General features: G+C 68.7%; 12 protein-coding genes and 1 pseudogene. 2 read left to right on the top strand and 11 right to left on the bottom strand.

Going from position 1 to position 15,691, the window contains the following annotated elements; translation table 11 throughout:
• Positions 1-89: 89 nt before the first annotated feature.
• Together AB0D59_RS33860 and AB0D59_RS33855 are read right to left on the bottom strand one after the other, a co-directional pair.
• The gene (locus AB0D59_RS33860) at positions 90-797 is read right to left on the bottom strand and encodes an ATP-binding protein (RefSeq protein ID WP_362573812.1); all 708 of its coding nucleotides are present in this window, start codon (positions 795-797) and stop codon (positions 90-92) included.
• Positions 797-1,738 (bottom strand): hypothetical protein, encoded by a 942-nt coding sequence (locus AB0D59_RS33855; protein ID WP_362573809.1) that lies wholly within the window; start codon positions 1,736-1,738, stop codon positions 797-799. The genes AB0D59_RS33860 and AB0D59_RS33855 overlap by 1 nt, the downstream gene beginning before the upstream one ends.
• A gap of 1,194 nt (positions 1,739-2,932) precedes the next feature.
• Between AB0D59_RS33855 and AB0D59_RS33850 the strand changes: the two genes are divergently transcribed.
• Positions 2,933-3,835 carry a helix-turn-helix transcriptional regulator gene (locus AB0D59_RS33850; protein WP_362573807.1) on the top strand — a complete coding sequence of 301 codons (903 nt, stop codon included), beginning with the start codon at positions 2,933-2,935 and terminating at the stop codon, positions 3,833-3,835.
• 12 nt (positions 3,836-3,847) lie between these two features.
• Here the strand turns inward: AB0D59_RS33850 and AB0D59_RS33845 are convergent, their stop codons facing one another.
• From AB0D59_RS33845 to AB0D59_RS33830, 4 genes are all read right to left on the bottom strand, one after another.
• Complete coding sequence (locus tag AB0D59_RS33845) at positions 3,848-4,372, bottom strand: peptidylprolyl isomerase (protein ID WP_362573805.1); 525 nt, start codon at positions 4,370-4,372, stop codon at positions 3,848-3,850.
• Between the two features lie 311 nt (positions 4,373-4,683).
• Positions 4,684-5,883, bottom strand: coding sequence for an amidohydrolase family protein (locus AB0D59_RS33840; RefSeq protein WP_362573802.1), 1,200 nt, complete (start codon positions 5,881-5,883; stop codon positions 4,684-4,686).
• A gap of 28 nt (positions 5,884-5,911) precedes the next feature.
• Positions 5,912-7,027 carry an MAB_1171c family putative transporter gene (locus tag AB0D59_RS33835; protein ID WP_362573799.1) on the bottom strand — a complete coding sequence of 372 codons (1,116 nt, stop codon included), beginning with the start codon at positions 7,025-7,027 and terminating at the stop codon, positions 5,912-5,914.
• Positions 7,028-7,030: 3 nt separating this feature from the next.
• On the bottom strand, positions 7,031-7,627 hold the full coding sequence (locus AB0D59_RS33830; RefSeq protein WP_362573796.1) for a hypothetical protein: 597 nt from the start codon (positions 7,625-7,627) through the stop codon (positions 7,031-7,033).
• 642 nt (positions 7,628-8,269) lie between these two features.
• On the opposite strand from AB0D59_RS33830, the gene AB0D59_RS33825 reads away from it, so the two are divergent.
• Positions 8,270-8,710 (top strand): TIGR03618 family F420-dependent PPOX class oxidoreductase, encoded by a 441-nt coding sequence (locus AB0D59_RS33825; RefSeq protein WP_362573793.1) that lies wholly within the window; start codon positions 8,270-8,272, stop codon positions 8,708-8,710.
• A 59-nt stretch (positions 8,711-8,769) separates the two neighbouring features.
• Here AB0D59_RS33825 and AB0D59_RS33820 read toward each other — a convergent pair whose 3' ends face one another.
• The 5 genes and pseudogenes from AB0D59_RS33820 to AB0D59_RS33800 form a co-directional block, all read right to left on the bottom strand.
• Positions 8,770-9,243, bottom strand: coding sequence for a hypothetical protein (locus tag AB0D59_RS33820; RefSeq protein WP_362573790.1), 474 nt, complete (start codon positions 9,241-9,243; stop codon positions 8,770-8,772).
• A gap of 303 nt (positions 9,244-9,546) precedes the next feature.
• On the bottom strand, positions 9,547-11,880 hold the full coding sequence (gene fxlM / locus AB0D59_RS33815) for a methyltransferase, FxLD system (RefSeq protein WP_362573788.1): 2,334 nt from the start codon (positions 11,878-11,880) through the stop codon (positions 9,547-9,549).
• A gap of 122 nt (positions 11,881-12,002) precedes the next feature.
• Positions 12,003-13,049: pseudogene (locus tag AB0D59_RS33810) on the bottom strand (ABC transporter ATP-binding protein); the annotation flags it as partial.
• Between the two features lie 5 nt (positions 13,050-13,054).
• A complete protein-coding gene (locus AB0D59_RS33805) occupies positions 13,055-13,948 on the bottom strand; it encodes a phosphotransferase (protein WP_362573785.1) in 894 nt (297 codons plus the stop codon).
• 562 nt (positions 13,949-14,510) lie between these two features.
• Positions 14,511-15,314, bottom strand: coding sequence for an SAM-dependent methyltransferase (locus tag AB0D59_RS33800; protein ID WP_362573782.1), 804 nt, complete (start codon positions 15,312-15,314; stop codon positions 14,511-14,513).
• Positions 15,315-15,691 lie beyond the last annotated feature (377 nt).

Here is a 15,691-nt window from a genome sequence, read left to right as displayed (position 1 = left end):
CGGTCGCCCCGGGCGCGTTTTGGGCAGGCGCGTCCCAAGGGTTGGTGCGTGAAGGAGGCGGGGGTGGTGGCAGCCGGTCGCGGCGGGGATCAGACGGCGGGGACGCGGCGACGCTCGGCTGCGAGGGCTCGTCTGCGGTCGGGGCCGTCGAGGATGACCTTGTCGCTCATCTCGGTCAGCCGGGAGGCGACCCGATCGCCGATGTGCTGACGCAGGTCGGCCATGCCGAGGTTGGTGGTGATCAGCGTCGGGAGCATCTCGTTGTAGCGGCGGTTGATCAGCCGCATCGTGATCTCCTCGGTCCACTCGCTGTTCTTGGCCGCGCCGAGGTCGTCGACGATCAGCAGGGGGCAGCGGGCGAGGTCCATCAGCTCCCGCTCGCCGTCGTGCCCGGGGCGGGGTCGCAGTTCGGCGTACAGGTCGGCGGCCGTGGTCGCCTTCCAGCGCAGCCGGACGCCGGCGATGAGCAGCGAGCGGATCGCGCCGTACGCCTGGTGCGTCTTGCCTGTGCCGGTGGTGCCGACGATCAGCAGCGAGCGGCCCTGCGCGATGCCCGGGGCTCCCTCGGGTCCGGGGCGTCCGGCCTCGGCGATCTCGCGGACCCAGGCGGCGACCGCCGGGTGGTCGGCGACGGCGGCCTGGTAGCGGGCCGGGATGCGGGCCTGTGCCGCCTGGAGGGCGGGGATCGGTTCGACCGGGTCGGTGAGTTGCACGGCCGGGTCGATACCCCGTGAGGTGAGGATGTTGGCCAGGCGTCGGGCGATGCCGCCGACGGGCTGGGCGTCGTGGTCGCGCATCACAGCTCCTCGGCGTAGGCGGCGGCAGGGTCGGCGGGATTGGCCCAGGCCCGGTGACCGGGCACGTTAGGCCGCGATTCCGTCCGCACCAAACCGGTGGGGGTGGCGTTCATGGCCTCGTGGACCAGGCTCGGCAGGGTGCTCGGGTGCAGCCCCTTCGCCCGGTGGCGGGCCAGACCGGCCCGGACGTGGTCCGGATCGATGCCCTCCGCGAGGAGCTTGGCGGTCTCCCGTCCGAGGTGACCGAGTACGCCGCTGGGCGGGCGGTGGGCACAGGCAGCGGCGTACTCGGCCATGAGCTGCTGAGTCGAGACGGTCTCCGGTGCGGGGGCGCCTGCTCCCCCCGAAGGAGAAGTAGTTCCTAGATCCAAGTTCCTAGGTCCTAGATCCGGACCGTGAGGGCTCATCGAGGGCTCGCTGAGTCCTCCGTGAGCGCTCCGCGAGGGCTCACGAAGTGTGTTCTGAGCTGCGGTTTTGTGAGGGCTGGGGATCTCGTCCCGGGTACGTGAGCCCTCACTGAGCCCTCCGTGGGTCTTCACGGAGGACTCAGTGCCGTCTCCGTGAGCTCGCGGTGCGTCCGGAACGGGCTGCTCGACATCGTGGTGCGGGCAGGCCGGGAAGCGGACGCCGCTCGGCCGGTTGATCTTCTGGTGCTGGCGCCAGGTGACGACGTGCAGGTACCTCTTGCCGTCGTCACCTCCGTAGCGGCAGATCAGGTGGGCAGCGGCGAGTTGGGTCAGGTCGTCCTCGACGTCCACGGGTCCGTGCTCCGGGCGCAGCGACCACAGCAGTCCGGTGATCACGGCAGGCTGGTCGCGGAAGCGGCCGTGGTCGTCGGCCTGGGTGAGGAGGCCGAAGAAGGTCCGCTCGGCGGCGAGGGAGACGGCGGCGAGCGACTCGGACGCGAAGGCTTCGGGCTTGATAGTTCGGATCCGGGCCACGGGTCAGCGGCCCCCGTCCGATGGAGCGCAGGCCCACGCCGTGGGACGCAGGGACCCGGTGGTCAGGTCGAGGTCATGCGCCCCGTCCCAGTTCGCCTCGGGAAAGGCCCGGATCACCCAGCGGGCGGCGGCGGTTCGCTGGGTCCGGTTGAGAGATATGGGTTGTCCCCGCTCGTCGTACGCGCGGGTATAGGGACTCGGCCAGGTCTGACCGGGCTGGCGCTGCGAGACGCGGAAGATGCGGGCACCAGGCACCATGTCCGCCAGGAGGACAGCCAGGCGGTGCTGACGGATACGGTCCGGGGGTTCAACAGCCTTGGCGGGCCGGGCGGTGATCGCCCTTCCGCTTCGGGACGCGGGCATGCGACAATTCCTCACTCGTAGGTGGGGTGGGACGGCCGTTCTCGTCGAAAAGGCCAGCCGACTCGCCCCGGTTATGAATCCGCACCCTCAGGGGTGGCGGGCTCGGCGCCCGGGAGCCGCTAACTCCTGGGCGCCGTCCTCATTTCCTGCCGGAAATCGCAGAGTTGACGCTGGGCGTGGTTTCGCTTTCCTCCATTGCGGGGTCGTCGCTCGGCGGTGCCGGCGTTGGACCAGCAACATATGCAACACGTGGTGAACACTCCAGCGGACAGCGGGCACTGTGGGAAGCCGACGCCAACTCGACATATACCGCTGGGGCTGGAGAATGCTCCCGGCGGAAGGTCGTGCCGGGTATAGCACTCCGGACCGAATCCCCCACCGCTGGGTGAGCGAGGTTCAGCAGGGGCGGGGATTGGCGCGGGATCGGATATCCACAGTTCCCGAGATCTGGATCCAGATGTGGTTTCCGACGTCCGTTCGACGCAGCAGAGACATGCGGCACTCCTCACGTGACAGCCACTCACAGGTCCCGTTCTGGGTAGGGAGTGGCCGAGGGTGCGCCTTCCGCCCACTCAAGGCTCGAAGCCGCACACGTTCCAACGCCCGAGGGACGGAGCCCTCGGTACCGATTCCTTCCGGGAGCCCTCCGCGCACGGGATGCCGCGGTTGCACTCCGACAGCCCCACCTCGGCCGGGAGCGTTGGCGGGGTCGAAGAGGAAGACCGAGCCGCGTGCGATGCCGCTCACTCTTCGCTAAGCTGAAGCTATTCCCGGCTAGAGAAAAAGTCAACACACTGGATCGACTCCAGCTTGCATAAAAAGCGAGGTCAGATGCCTGCCCGCCACTTCGACCGGAGCCGTCTGCGTGTGGTCCGGCGAGCCGCTGAGATCTACCAGGCCGCCGTGGGCGAGGCCCTGAGTGTCTCCGACTCCGCGGTCGCCAGCTGGGAGAGCGGTGCGCAGACTCCCGATCCGGAGAAGCTTCCCGCTCTGGCCCGCGCGCTCGGCCGGGAGCTGGACGACCTGTTCCCGCGGTCCGGCCCCCCCGACCTGACCGATCTGCGCTGCGACGCCGGCTACTACCAGTACGAGACGTCCGAACTGATCGGAACCCGGAGCGCCGGGCCAGTGGCGGCGGCCGAACGCGGCGAGCGACGCCTCAAGGACAAGTACGTCCCGGCGTTGGCGTCGGCGTACGGGGTCAGCGAGGATGAGCTGCGGCAAGCTGAGGCCAGATCAATCGCCAAGGCACAGGGGCTGCATATCGACGAACCCGAGTTGTCGGGAAAACGGGCGGGCTCGCGTCCCGACGGCCCTCCGGAGTCACTGGCCGAGAAGATCACTCTGCTCCTCGACAACTCGTATCCCAGCCCCCCTGGCCCTCCCTCCGATGCGGAGATGGCCAGCGCAGTGAACGCCCACGCCGGAGCTCAGATCATCACCAAGGAGGAGTTCCGGGACCTCCGTACCGGCGTCGCCGAATCCGCGCCGTCTGCCGTATTGGACGCACTGGCGGCGGTCGTCGGCGTCTCCCGGATGTACTTCGAAGCGGATGACACCGTGGCCGCCCAGGTCTACGAGGGTCTTCAGCTCCTGGCGGCCGCCAAGAAGGGAGCCGTAGGCCGGGTGAGGGCTCGTGGCCTCGGCGCACAGGGGCTATCACCGAAAGCCATGGCGCTGGTCAACGAGTTGGTGGCGGAGCTGGAGGAGAAGGAGACGGACAGAGACGAGTGACGCCGAACCGACTCAGGTCCCCTGTCGGTGGATCTTGATGAACTGGACGACGACATCCGTGATGGGGCGACCGTTGTGGCCAGTAGGGATCTTCGCGACGGCGTCGACGACCTCTTGCCCTTGGATCACCTCGCCGATGATCGTGTGTCGGCCGTTGAGCTGCGGCGCAGGCCTGAGGGTGATGAAGAACTGCGAGCCGACGGTGTCCGGCGCCGTGGTGGTCATGGCCACCATGTACGGCCGGTCGAAATTCAACGACGGGTCGATTTCGTCCGCGAACTCCCAGCCCGGCCCTCCGGTGCCATCGCCTTGCGGGTCGCCTCCCTGGATCATGAGGCCGGCGACCACCCGATGGAAGATCGTTCCGCTGTAGAGCGGCCCGAAGCCCAGTTCGCCCGTCCGTGGATCTCTCCACGTCCAGGTCCCCCGGGCCAGACCACTGAAGCTCGCGACCGTCTCCGGCGCCGACTCCGGAAACAGCCTCACGACGATCTGCCCCAGCGTCGTATGCAACGTGGCGGTCAGCTCTTGCACCATGGACTTCCGTCCCGTCATCCGTGTCCCCGCACATGGAACAGCACGACTGCGCAGGTCAGGGCGAGGACACGCCCGTCGCACGCTCGAACATCAGGCCCCACCGAACCCCATCCGGCACGGCCGCCGTCCTTGGAGTCGGTGGACGACGGTCCGCGTACCGCACCGCCGGTCCGCTGCGGGAGCCTGGCTGCCTACGACTCGTCACCGAAGATCACGATGGCGCCATCATCCTCGCGTCGGAATCGGAGGACGATGGCGGCGGGTCCGCTTGGCCCAGACCGCCCTCCGTGAGCCTCGCGCCGCCCGAGGGGCTACGGCTGATCGGCCCCAGAGCCTGACTTGCGCACCTGGCCGGCAGCGATCACCGCACGGATCTCCTGGAGGGCATCGAGGTCGGTCAGCGGATCTCCGCCGACGACCAGCAGGTCGGCACGGAAGCCGGAGGCGATGCGACCGGCCGAGGCGCCGAGTCCCAGAGCGTCGGCCGCGTGGGCAGTGGCCATGTCGATGATCCTGCCGTTCGTGATACCCAGGTGCGCGTAGAACGCGAGAGCGGGTACGAGCGACCCGTCGAACCCGGTCCGCTGCACACCGGCGTCGGTGCCGGCGATGAGTTTGACTCCGGCTTCGGCCATCTCCCGGACCTGCCCGAAAAGGACCTTCGCCCGCTCCTCGCCGAAGACACGCGGCACCATCTGCCAGTGGGGGCTGACAGCCGGGCAGACGGCGATGTCCCGATCGATGATCTTCTTGAGCACGTCTCGGCGCAGGCCGAAGCCGTCCTCCGTCATCCAGGAACAGTGCTCGATGGTGTCCACGCCCGCGTCCACGACCGCCGAGATGCCGCCCACCCCGTGGGCGTGCGCGGCCACGGGCACGCCGGCCTGATGTGCTTCGTCCACCAGAGCGCGAAGCTCGTCCGCCGAGAACTGGCTCTGCCAGCTCTTCGGCCCGTCCTTGGTCAGACCGCCTCCGGTCGCCATGACCTTGATCACGCCGGCACCCGCCGCCAGGTTGCGTCGCACCAAGTCGCGGACTGACGCCTCGCCGGAGACCTCGCCGCCCAGGAAGTAGCAGTGGCCTCCGGGCGTGGTCAACGGGGTGCCCGCGGACACGACACGAGGCCCAGGTGTGTCGCCTCGGCCGATCTCCTCGTTCAGACGCAGAGCCAGGTGATTGCGGTCGCCCAGGTCCCGAACGGTCGTCACACCGCTGCGGACGAGTTGCTCCGCGCGTCGGCGCATCTCCGACAGGAGGTGTTCGTCGTCCGAAGCACGGAGAGCGGCCACCGGGTCGCTGCTGCCGTCGAACACCAGGTGGACGTGGGTGTCGATGAGCCCGGGAACGACCGTCGCGTCGGGAAACGCGAGGTGCGTCTCGTCCGCGTCCGCACGGACGGCGAGCTGCGTGCGGGGTCCGACCGCGGTGATCGTGGCGCCCTCGACGAGGATGGCGCCGTCCTCCAGGTACGTCCCGGAACCGGTCAGGATCCGGTCGGCCGTGATCAGCATGTCGTGTCGTCTCCTCGTTCTCTCGTGGTCACGCGGTCAGCCGGAGTACGTCCGAAACCGCGATCAGCTGACGGACGTCCTCGTCCCGGTCTTCCCCCTTCGGCATCGCGAGGGCGACAGCCGGCCCCGGTGCCGGTACATCGTTCTTGATCATGTCGGCGGCGACGCGCAGACGCTGGGCCAGCTGAGCGGGCTCAAGGTCCAGGAGGTTCACGTCTTCTCCCCTGCCCACCACGTAGGGGCTGATGTCGACCAGTCCGTCCCGGCACTCCACTATCCGGCGGTGGTACCGGCGGTGGACACCACGGGCCCGCCACCGATCCCAGAGCCCCAACGAAGCGGGACGCAGGTGGTTCTGGGGATAGACCTCGAACAGGAGCTGCCACAGGGGGGCCAGCCGACGGTGATCGCGTCGCCGACGCAGCCACAGCCGCATGGCAGTGGCCCTGGCGCGGGCAACCGAGTACGTGACGCCCGCGGCGAAGAGGAGGCTGGACACGACCAGCAAGAGCGACGCGTAGGTGTTGACCCGATACGGCACAGAACCACCGCTCCACCGCACGGTGACGAAGACCGCGCGGATCGCGGAGGCCGCGGCCATCCCGGCCAGGCCGATCGCGGCCATCCACAGGCCCGTGGCGTGCGGCCGGCGTGACATGCGCGCGTAGGCGGCCGACCACCATGCGGCGGCACCGATCGCGTACATCAGGTACAGGCCGGCGACGGTGTAGAAGAGGAAGATCTGGGGGACCGTCATGTCCACGGTGACATACGGCTTGCCGAGTTCATCCCGCGGCACGGTCACGGCGGCCAGGGTGATCCCCACCGCGACCAGGGCCATGACGACGCCTTCCCACCGGGCACGACGACGCGCTCCCGGCCCGTCCGCCGAGTACAGGTAGAAGCACATCAGGAAGTAGACCGCCAGCAACAGCAACAGGTTCTGGGCGAGCCGGGCCATGCCGTGCCCGGCGAGGGTGTCGATGCCGCTGGCGCCTCCCGGCATGGCCGCCGGATACGACAGCCCCATGAACAGGAAGGCGAGTGCCACCGACCGCGTGGGGGCGTCGTGCGGAGCACGGATCCACAGGTAGAGCCGCCACGCGACCGCGACAGCGATGATCAGCAGAAGGTACTTCGCCACGACCTACAACCACCCTCGCCGGTCGCCCAGAGCAGACTGAACCCGACGCACTCGCGGGTCCTCCGACAACGGAGGAAGCGCGTCCACCACCGAGGACCACTCCAGGATGATCGTGGCCGCCAGCTCGACCGAGCACTCCTCCGCGTCCTCGTACGAGCATCGGGCGGCGACCCGCCGGATCAGCTTGGGGTCCAGGACGGGCATCAGGACTGACCACTCCTCGACGAACTCGTCCCGGGACTCCTCGGCGGCGTCACGGCCTTCCTCCCACTCATCGACGAGGATGTGGAGGAGTTCGTGCAGGATGATCTGCCGCTGGTGCAACGGAGTCGTCTCCTCCTGGTAGAGGATCACGTCCGTCTTCGGCATCTCGACCCACAACCCTGAAGGACCGGGCTTCTCCAGCGCGAAAGGACGCAGGGCCATCGGACGTCCGCGCCGCTCCCCCAGCGCCCTGGCAAGCTCGTCCACATCCAGAGGCGGGACGATGCCGAGGCTGCGCAGCTCCTGCCGCAGGCGTCGGTGCAGGCCACGCTCCACAGTGCGCTTCTCGGCCGTACGCCACCGCCCCAGCCGCCGGCGCCACACCCGCCCCGTCACGGGAACCTTAGGTTCCGGCTCGCCAAGGCGGCTTTCTCCCGGAGACATTGCGCAATCCCTTCGTACCGACCGAACGGGGCTCCCGCTCGGAGCCGTACGTCAGCCACCACGGGTCAAAGACGTTTGCGTCCCGGGCGGCGCTCACGAAGCGCTCGCAGACAACGAGACCAGCACCGTCCGCATGGAGCGAGCCGCCCGAAGCGATGGGGTTGCGAAGGCGTGAGAGCCCTTTCCGGACGCGTCTGATCGCTAGCGCGAACGGAAGTCAACCGATCGGAGCCTTTCGAGGCGGTTCCCGGGAACCTCTCGGACCTTACGTGAGGCTCGTAAAAGACCAAGAATCGAAAGGCTCCCAGTGCGATCCGAGAAGGGCTGAAAACAGCCAGATAAAAGGTGTCAAATCAACCAACGGTAAAGTTGATCAAGGCCTTGAGCTGCCGCTTGCCCTTACGTTCATTTTGGTCGCCTCCACACGCCCGTCACACATTTTCGTTATGTTTTCGAGATATTTGGGACAGAAGCATCAGGCCCATATGGGATTTTATGGGCATGTAGTGCACTCAGCCCCAGAGCGTCGAATCGAGTGCGGGGGCGGTCACGAGTGCGCAAGCCCACCCAAGGCGCCGCGTTATCCTCCTGGTCATGCTTGCGGATATATTCAGCCAGACGCCTGGGTACTCAGAGTTCTGGAGTGAGTACCACTTGTGCACGATGACCACTCTTCGCCCTGACGGGAGTCCGCACGTCGTACCCGTGGGCGTGACGGTCGATGTCGATGCTGGCGTCGCTCGCGTTATCACTCGCAAATCCAGCAAGAAGATCGCCAACATCCAGGCGGCCCGGCCGGATCAAGCACATGTGGCTGTCTGTCAGGTCGACGGAGGACGCTGGGCGAGCCTGGAGGGCACAGCCGAGGTCCTCACCGACGCCGCCGCGGTGGAAGATGCCGTCAGCCGCTACGCCGACCGGTACGGACGGACTCCAGCCCCGGATCCGGAGCGCGTTGTCATCGAGATCACGATTACTCGGGCCATGGGCCTGGCCAGTCGTTCCCGGCCGACACCGTCGGGGCGCACTGCCTGAAACGAAGTTTCTGGGCACTGGGACCGGTGCCGCGCTCCGTGCTGGGCGAGATGGTCGGCTTACCTGCCCGCAGTGGCGAGACTTGCACGCATAGCGGCTTGGAGGTCCTTGCGGGCTTGGTGGAACCGTTCCAGTCCTTCGAGGTACTCCGGCGACGCCAGGGAGAGGCCTGGTTGTGAGCCGAGTAAGTCGCGCCATTGGCGAAGCAGCCTGTACGCCTGATCGGACTTCTCTCGAACCGCCTTTGGCGCTTGCAGGGCGACTCTGTAGCGCTGCGTCAGTACGGAAGTATCACGAAAGGCGTCCAACGCCGCCTGGTACCGCGCGGTCGCATCATTTTCCCTGAGGATGATCACCCGCAGGACCGACGAGCTGTCATTCAGGGCGGCGAGGTACGTGCTGTAGAGATCCCGGAGGGATTCGTGCATGCGGTTCGCTTGTTCACGGCGGGATCGTGTGCGGTCGACGATCCAGGTCGAGCCGATCCCTAAGGCGGCACCAACGACCGTGCCCAGCAGCGTCCCCCAGTCCACGCGTGCCACCGTAGTACGTCCAGCTCGTCGCTGAAACCGGACGAATACCGACACTGTTCTCTCTGTTCACCGACCAACAATGAAGCTCTGAGCAGCCGGCTGGGGTACTCATCGGCGTCTCGCCACTGGGTGGCAGCCGGACGTCCCGTCAGTCGACCAACCGCACCAGGACGCCCGCGCACGTCCGTGAACAGGGCGATCACCTGTCCACCCCTGCGCACGTAACGCTCCATACGCGGCTGGCGACGTCGCCGGCCTTCTCCTACGGGGGCCCATGACCTCCAGGCGTCATGGCCGCCGGCGTCACGAGACGCTCTCCCCCACGGGCTGACAGCCCGCTGCATCAGCGGTCGCGGGGCCGGACGATTCCCAGGCGAACACGAGGTCGGCGTGGGGCTTCCTGATCACACGCTGGTTTGACTCGACGGGGTAGTGGGCGCGGGCGGGGTGGATGGTGAGCGTGGGGGTGCTGTCGCGGGCGGTGTGGTCCCAGGCCGTGACGAGGCTGGCCATCACGTCGGCCAGGTCGTCAGCTTGAGGGCCGTAGGCGTGGACGCCGAACTCCCAAAGCCCGTCGCCGTCATCGCTGATCTTGCGATGCAGCAGGTGGGCGAGAGAGTCGTCGCGGACGAGGGTGGCGGCGTCCGAGCCCTTGGGGGGTTGGAGTACGCCGGTGTCGAGGGCCTTGTCGACGGACAGCCGTGCGAACCCGGTGTCGAGGTGGGTGGCCAGCCACAGCATGAGCCTGTCGAAGGGCACCTGGCCGGGGATGGTGACGCCGGTCCACCGCTCGGTGCGGGGCATGTCGAAAGCGGCTTCGAGGCGGCTGGTGTCGGTGGGGGTGCCGTCGGCGAAGCGTACGGTGATCTCGCCGCCGCGCAGCTCGACAGTGTGGTCCGGGCGGTGGCCGGGGCCCTGGAGGGGGACGAACCCGCACACCTCGAAGCGATCGGCGATCAGCAGGCCGTCGCGTTTGGTGAAGGCGATGGACCAGGTGTAGCCGTGGATGCGGAGTGGGACGACGAGGCGGCCGCCCTCGGTGAGGCAGTTGATCCAGGCTGGCGGGACGTCGCGGGCTTCGACGGTGACGACGACGGCGTCCACGCTGCCCGGTGCGGCGAGATTCGCGGGTGCCTGTTCACCATCGCCGAGATGGACGCGGACCTGGTCGTATCCGGTGTCGTCGAGGAAGCGACGGGCGCGGTCGGTGACGTATGGGTCGATGTCGATGGTGATCACCGTGCCGTGCGGGCCGGCCAGCTCCTTGAGGAGGGCGGCGTTGTAGCCGCCCGAGCCGATCTCGATCACGGTGTCGCCAGGCTGAAGGGCGGCATCGCGCAGCATGACCGCCTGCAGCCAGGGAGCCGAGACACTGCTGGTGGTCTTCCCGTCAGGGGTCTGCCTGGTGACGGGGGCCTTCTTGGCGTCGTAGGCGTCGGCCAGAGGGACATCAGGCAGGAAGCGGTGGCGAGGGACGTGCCGGATGGCGGCCTCGATCATGCTGCCCGCGTCCATGTCGCCCTCCTCGATCAGCCAGTCGGCCATCGTCTGGCGCAACTCAGCCGCTTCCCCGGCCTCTTGGGCGGCCTCGGAGATGGTTGCGGGAGCGATCGGGTAGCGCTGCACAGGCGGCAGTCCGGTCAGCAGGCCGGGCCACACGGTATCGATGACGTGCGCGCTCGGCGTGAACAGCGGTTGGTCGAGATGGGGCAGGTCCGTGACCTCGTGCCATTCCCAGCGGCTGGTCAAATGGGGCTCGGTGACGACCGGTTCGCCGGAGTAGGAGGTGATGCGGACCGCGGCCGTCATCCGCGGGATGCCGTGCGTGGAGTCCATCAGCAGGGCCAGCAGCCGGGCACTTCCCGGGTCGGCCGTGAGGCCGGTTTCCTCCCGCAGCTCCCGCACGGCGGTGGCGAGGAAGTCCTCGTCGGCGTCGTTCTTCCCGCCTGGCAGCTCCCACACCCCGCGCCGCCTCGACCAGCCGAGCAGGATCCGCCCTGCGGTGTCGGTGACGACGACCCCCGCCCCCGTCAGTGCGTGCGCGGAGGGCTCGTTCTTCCCGGTACAGGTGACGTGGCCCGGGGCGGGGCCGCGCAGGACGATGAACGCGAGCCCGTCGGCGTCGTGCCGTTCGGCGAAGCGCCATCCCTCGCACAGCAGGCCGAGTTCGTCATCGTCGAGGGCGATGACGCGCCGGTCGTCGGGCACGTTCGTGGTGGTGGGGGTGATGACGACGAGGGTGCCGTCAGGGCGCAGCCGTTCGCGCAGCCGGTTCATCACGCGGGTGCGGTCACGGATGAAGGCCCAGGCGAGGCGGATGGTGATCAGGTCGTACGCGGGATGGGGCAGGCCGATGGTGCCGTCGCGTTCGATGTCGTGCACCAGGTAGGTGACCGCCGGGGTCGTGGGAGCGTGGGTGAGGGCGGCGGGGGCGAAGTCGATGGCGTCGACCGTGTAGCCGGTGTCGGCCAGATGGCGGGCGAGTTCGCCGATCCCACAGCCCACGTCCAAGGCGAGGCCCTGGTGGAAGGCCGGGGCGTGCTCGGCCAGCAGCCGGCGCTCGGAGTCGCCGAGGTGCCGGAAGGTCTTGCCGTCTGCGTAGTGGGCGTCCCACTCGTCGGGTGTGGTGAAGGCCATCGGGATAGTTCCTTGCCTGGGATCGGGTCAGATGAGGGCTTCCGTGCTCAGGGCGCACAGTCCGAGTTGGATGAGTTCGGGGTCGTCATGGGTACGGCCGTACGCATGCCGCTTACTGCGTTCATCGCCGCGCCGTAGATGACCAGCTGGGACAGGGCGCCCAGCGTGGTCTGCACGGCGAAGACCGCGGTCCCGGCGATCGCCGGCTCGATCCTTCTGGTGGCGACGAGCCAGGCCAGCGCGGTCCAGGTGGCCACGAGAAAGGTGCCGCTGATCGCCGAGCTGGTCAGGTTGATCTTCAGCATCTTGGACGCAGCGGCGAGGGTGCGCGCGTCGATCCGCTCCGAGATGGCCCGGTACCAGAAGGTCAGGTAGCCGGTCATGGTGTTGGCCCGGATCTCGTTGGTGAACTTGGCCGAGGTGGCCCAGCCGCGCAGATTGGTGCGCACGTTGCGGGTGCCGACGTTGGCGTAGTGAGTCTCGTAAGTGACCCGGGCCTGCAGGACCGCGCCGATCCCCGCAGGCACGACGGCGAGCAGCAGCAGGGGCAGCAGCAGCGGGTGCAGCACCGTCAGCACCCCGCTGGCGGTGACCAGGCGAATGGCGGCGGCGGTGAGCCGGTTGGCGTCCTGGATCATGATGTGGCTGCGGACCACCCCCATCTCCGCGGCTTCCTGCCGGTCCGCGCATCCGTCCTCGGCACGGGCGGCGGCCTCGATCCCGCACACCGCCGCCACCAGGGCGCTGTCCGCCTCCGTCGTCAGCCGGGGCGTGATCCGCCCGTCCGCGTACGAGGACAGCGCACCCGCCGTCCGCCCGGTCAGCGCGATCACCACCAGGGCAGGCAGTGCGTGGTGGAGCCGGTCCGCGACCGCCCCGGCGCCGAACACGGCACGCATCGCGTGCGCGGTCGCCGTCAGCTGGACGGCGGAACCGACACCGATGGCCAGCTGGCAGCCAGCCAGCAGTACCACGGCCACCCGGTCGATCGCCCACGCCATGCGCGCGGTCCGCGCCAGCACCGACGGCAACCGCCGGACCAACTGCGCGAACCCCGTCTCCTCCAGCGGGTTCTTGCTGTACTTACCGCCGTAACGCAGCTGGGCGGGCGGCGGGGGCGGCACCCGGCCCGCTCCCACCGCACCGCTCACCCGCTCCGGTCGGGACATGACGCTCACCGTGCACACACCTCGTCGTACACCCGGTCGAGCACGACTCCCCAGCCTGCCGCGGCCACCTGGTCGCCCAGGGCGCGTGCCTCGGCCAGCCGGCGCGCGGAGGTGAGGGCCGTCAGACAGCGCAGGGCGATCTCCTCGTCGTGGCCGGGAGCGCGGCCGTAGCCGGTGAAGAACGCCGTGCGCAGGCGGGGCTGGATCGCCCAGGACCCGCAGGCGAGGTGGACGAAGTCCAGGACCACGGGGGCGAACCGCGTCGACTCGAAGTCGCGCAGGGCCAGTTGCGCGTCGGCGGACCAGAGGAGACATGAGCCCAGAGGGCCACCGTGGATGTAGCCGAGAGGCAGCCGGCCGGCGAAGCGCAGCCGCTCGGCGAGGCCCGTGACCCGCTTCCGTTCGTCCGCCGAGAGGCGGTCGCCGACCGTACCGAGGTGCGCGGCCGCCTCGTCGGCCAGGCGGGACAGGACCGTCGGCGCATCGTGGTGCGCCGTGCCGGTGTGCCTTGCGGCCTGGTGCAGTCGGGCGAGGAGGTGTCCGGCCCGCCAGTGGACCGTCCTGAGATCGGCCTCCGGCATCCGCAGCTCGTCAAGGGGCGTGCCGGGCAAGGTCGTCACGATCAGGGCCAGGTGTGCGGCGGAGGTGGCCAGCAGGCGTGGGGCCGTGCCGGGGCCGAGGGCGGGCACGGCGTGCCGGTGGGCGAAGGTCTCCCGAGTGAAGGCGCCCGGGTCGAGGGCGGTCCTGACCTGGAGACGGGCGCCGTCACCGGTGCGTACGACGTCCCACGCGGGGGCGAGCGGCAGGTCGGTCACGGCGCCGCGCAGCACGACGAGCGGGCCCTGGGTCCGTTCCGCCCAGGCCATGACGGGTGCCGGTGGTGACTGCTGCGCGGTCATGCCCCCCACCTCGGTGTCAGGCGTGGCGTATCCAGGGCGTACGCCGGGGTGCTGCCGGCTGCGGCCACCGTGCCGTTGCGACAGGCCGCCCGGACGGCCGCGGGGCGCGCGGCAACCGGATGAGCAAGAAGAGGCACAGGGACGGGATTCATGATTCCTCCGGATGGTGGCCGAGCGACGACACGACGGGACAACAGCGGTGCCTGGGCCACGAGCGTCCCGAACACCGCCAACTGCGCCGCATCTGAACCGCGTTGGGGATGACGATGATGACCGGGACAACGACCCGCCGGCCCGACTCGAACACGCGTGTTTGAGTCGGATCCCCAGCCGCGTGAATGCGGGGATCGCATCTCGCCGACCGCCATCCAACGCGCTTCTCGGGACGCGCAACGTGGCCGAATCGCCGCGAGCGGATACGCAAGTGACCCATGGGACTGGTGGGAACTGGGCCTTGGCGCAGACCCGAAGCCCGTCCCATCCATGACGGGGGACGCGGACGGGACGGGCGGCATGTAGGTCTGGCGCATCGGTCGGCAGGCCGGCGTGGAAGGCGGCCAGGTCACGGTTTGACGGCGACGGCCGCGAACGCTGCTGACGAACCAGGGGTGTAACCGGGAGAAGGGACGCCGTGCCAGTGGGCGGTCTCCGCCAGTCCGGGGGCGAGTAGGGTCCATCCGTCGAAGAACCGGCCGACTTCACGAGGGCCGCGCAGAGCGATGGGACTGATCGAATCGGTGTACAGATCACCGACCTTGTTCATCGGTCCTGGGTGCAGTGCGGCGGTGGGGTGGGTGATGGAGAGGGCGCTGCCTCGGGCCAACCGACCGGAGAGAGCCGAGACGGCGGGATAGGCGAGGTGGTCGGGTAGTTCGTGCAGGACGTTGTGGGCGAGCACGGCAACCGGCCGCGACAGATCCAGAGCGCGGAGCAGGTCCGGATCGGCGAGGATGCTGTCGGGCTGGGCGAGATCCGCATGCACATGCGCCGTGCGGTGGGGGCGTGGCGCGGTGAGCAGTGTGGCGGCATGGGCCATGACGATCGGATCGTGGTCGACGTAGGCCACGGCGATACCGCTTCCGCGGGGCGTGGCCGCGGCGGCGGTCTCGTACAGCGTCGGGGAAGTGGGAAGCCCACATCCAAGGTCGATGAATTGGGTGATGCCTAGCCGGCCAGCGAGCAGGGCCACCACTCGGGTGGCGAAGGCGTCGTTGATGGCGACCGCATCCTGGAGGAACGGGGCAACATCGAGGAGTCGTTCGGTCAGTTCGCCGTCAACGGGGTAGTGGTCCTTGCCCCACCGAAGGCAGTCCTGGACCCTTGCCGAGCTGGGCTTCGCCGTCAGCTGCCGCAGAGTGGCCGCCAAGCCCAGAGCGGGCAGCGGGACAGACGGTCCGACGGTGTGTGGGGTGGGTGCGCTTCGGCTCTCCCGAGCAGGCTGTGCGGCATGGTGAGCCGCACTCCGGCGGCTGGCGGATGCGGCTTGTATGCGGCGCGGTTCGATCCCATGCGCTTGCTCCAGCAAGCGCAGCAATTCCTGTGTCTGCCTGAGCAGCACCAGCAGGTGTTCGTACGCCAGATCCGGCCGCGGCCTCGAACCGGCACGGTCTTCGACACGCTCGACAAGTGTCCGGAGTTCCGTCTGCTTCCCTCCTCCGACATTGCCGGTGGGCGGATGGACGGTCGTGACGAGTCGCAGTGCGAGTGCTTCGAGGGATGTGAGGGTCGCGGCGACAGCCATCG

Source organism: Streptomyces sp. NPDC048417 (assembly GCF_040651615.1).
Taxonomy (GTDB): Bacteria; Actinomycetota; Actinomycetes; order Streptomycetales; family Streptomycetaceae; genus Streptomyces.
The sequence above is the reverse complement of the archived record's forward strand: the minus strand, read 5'-3'. Positions and strand labels throughout refer to the sequence as shown.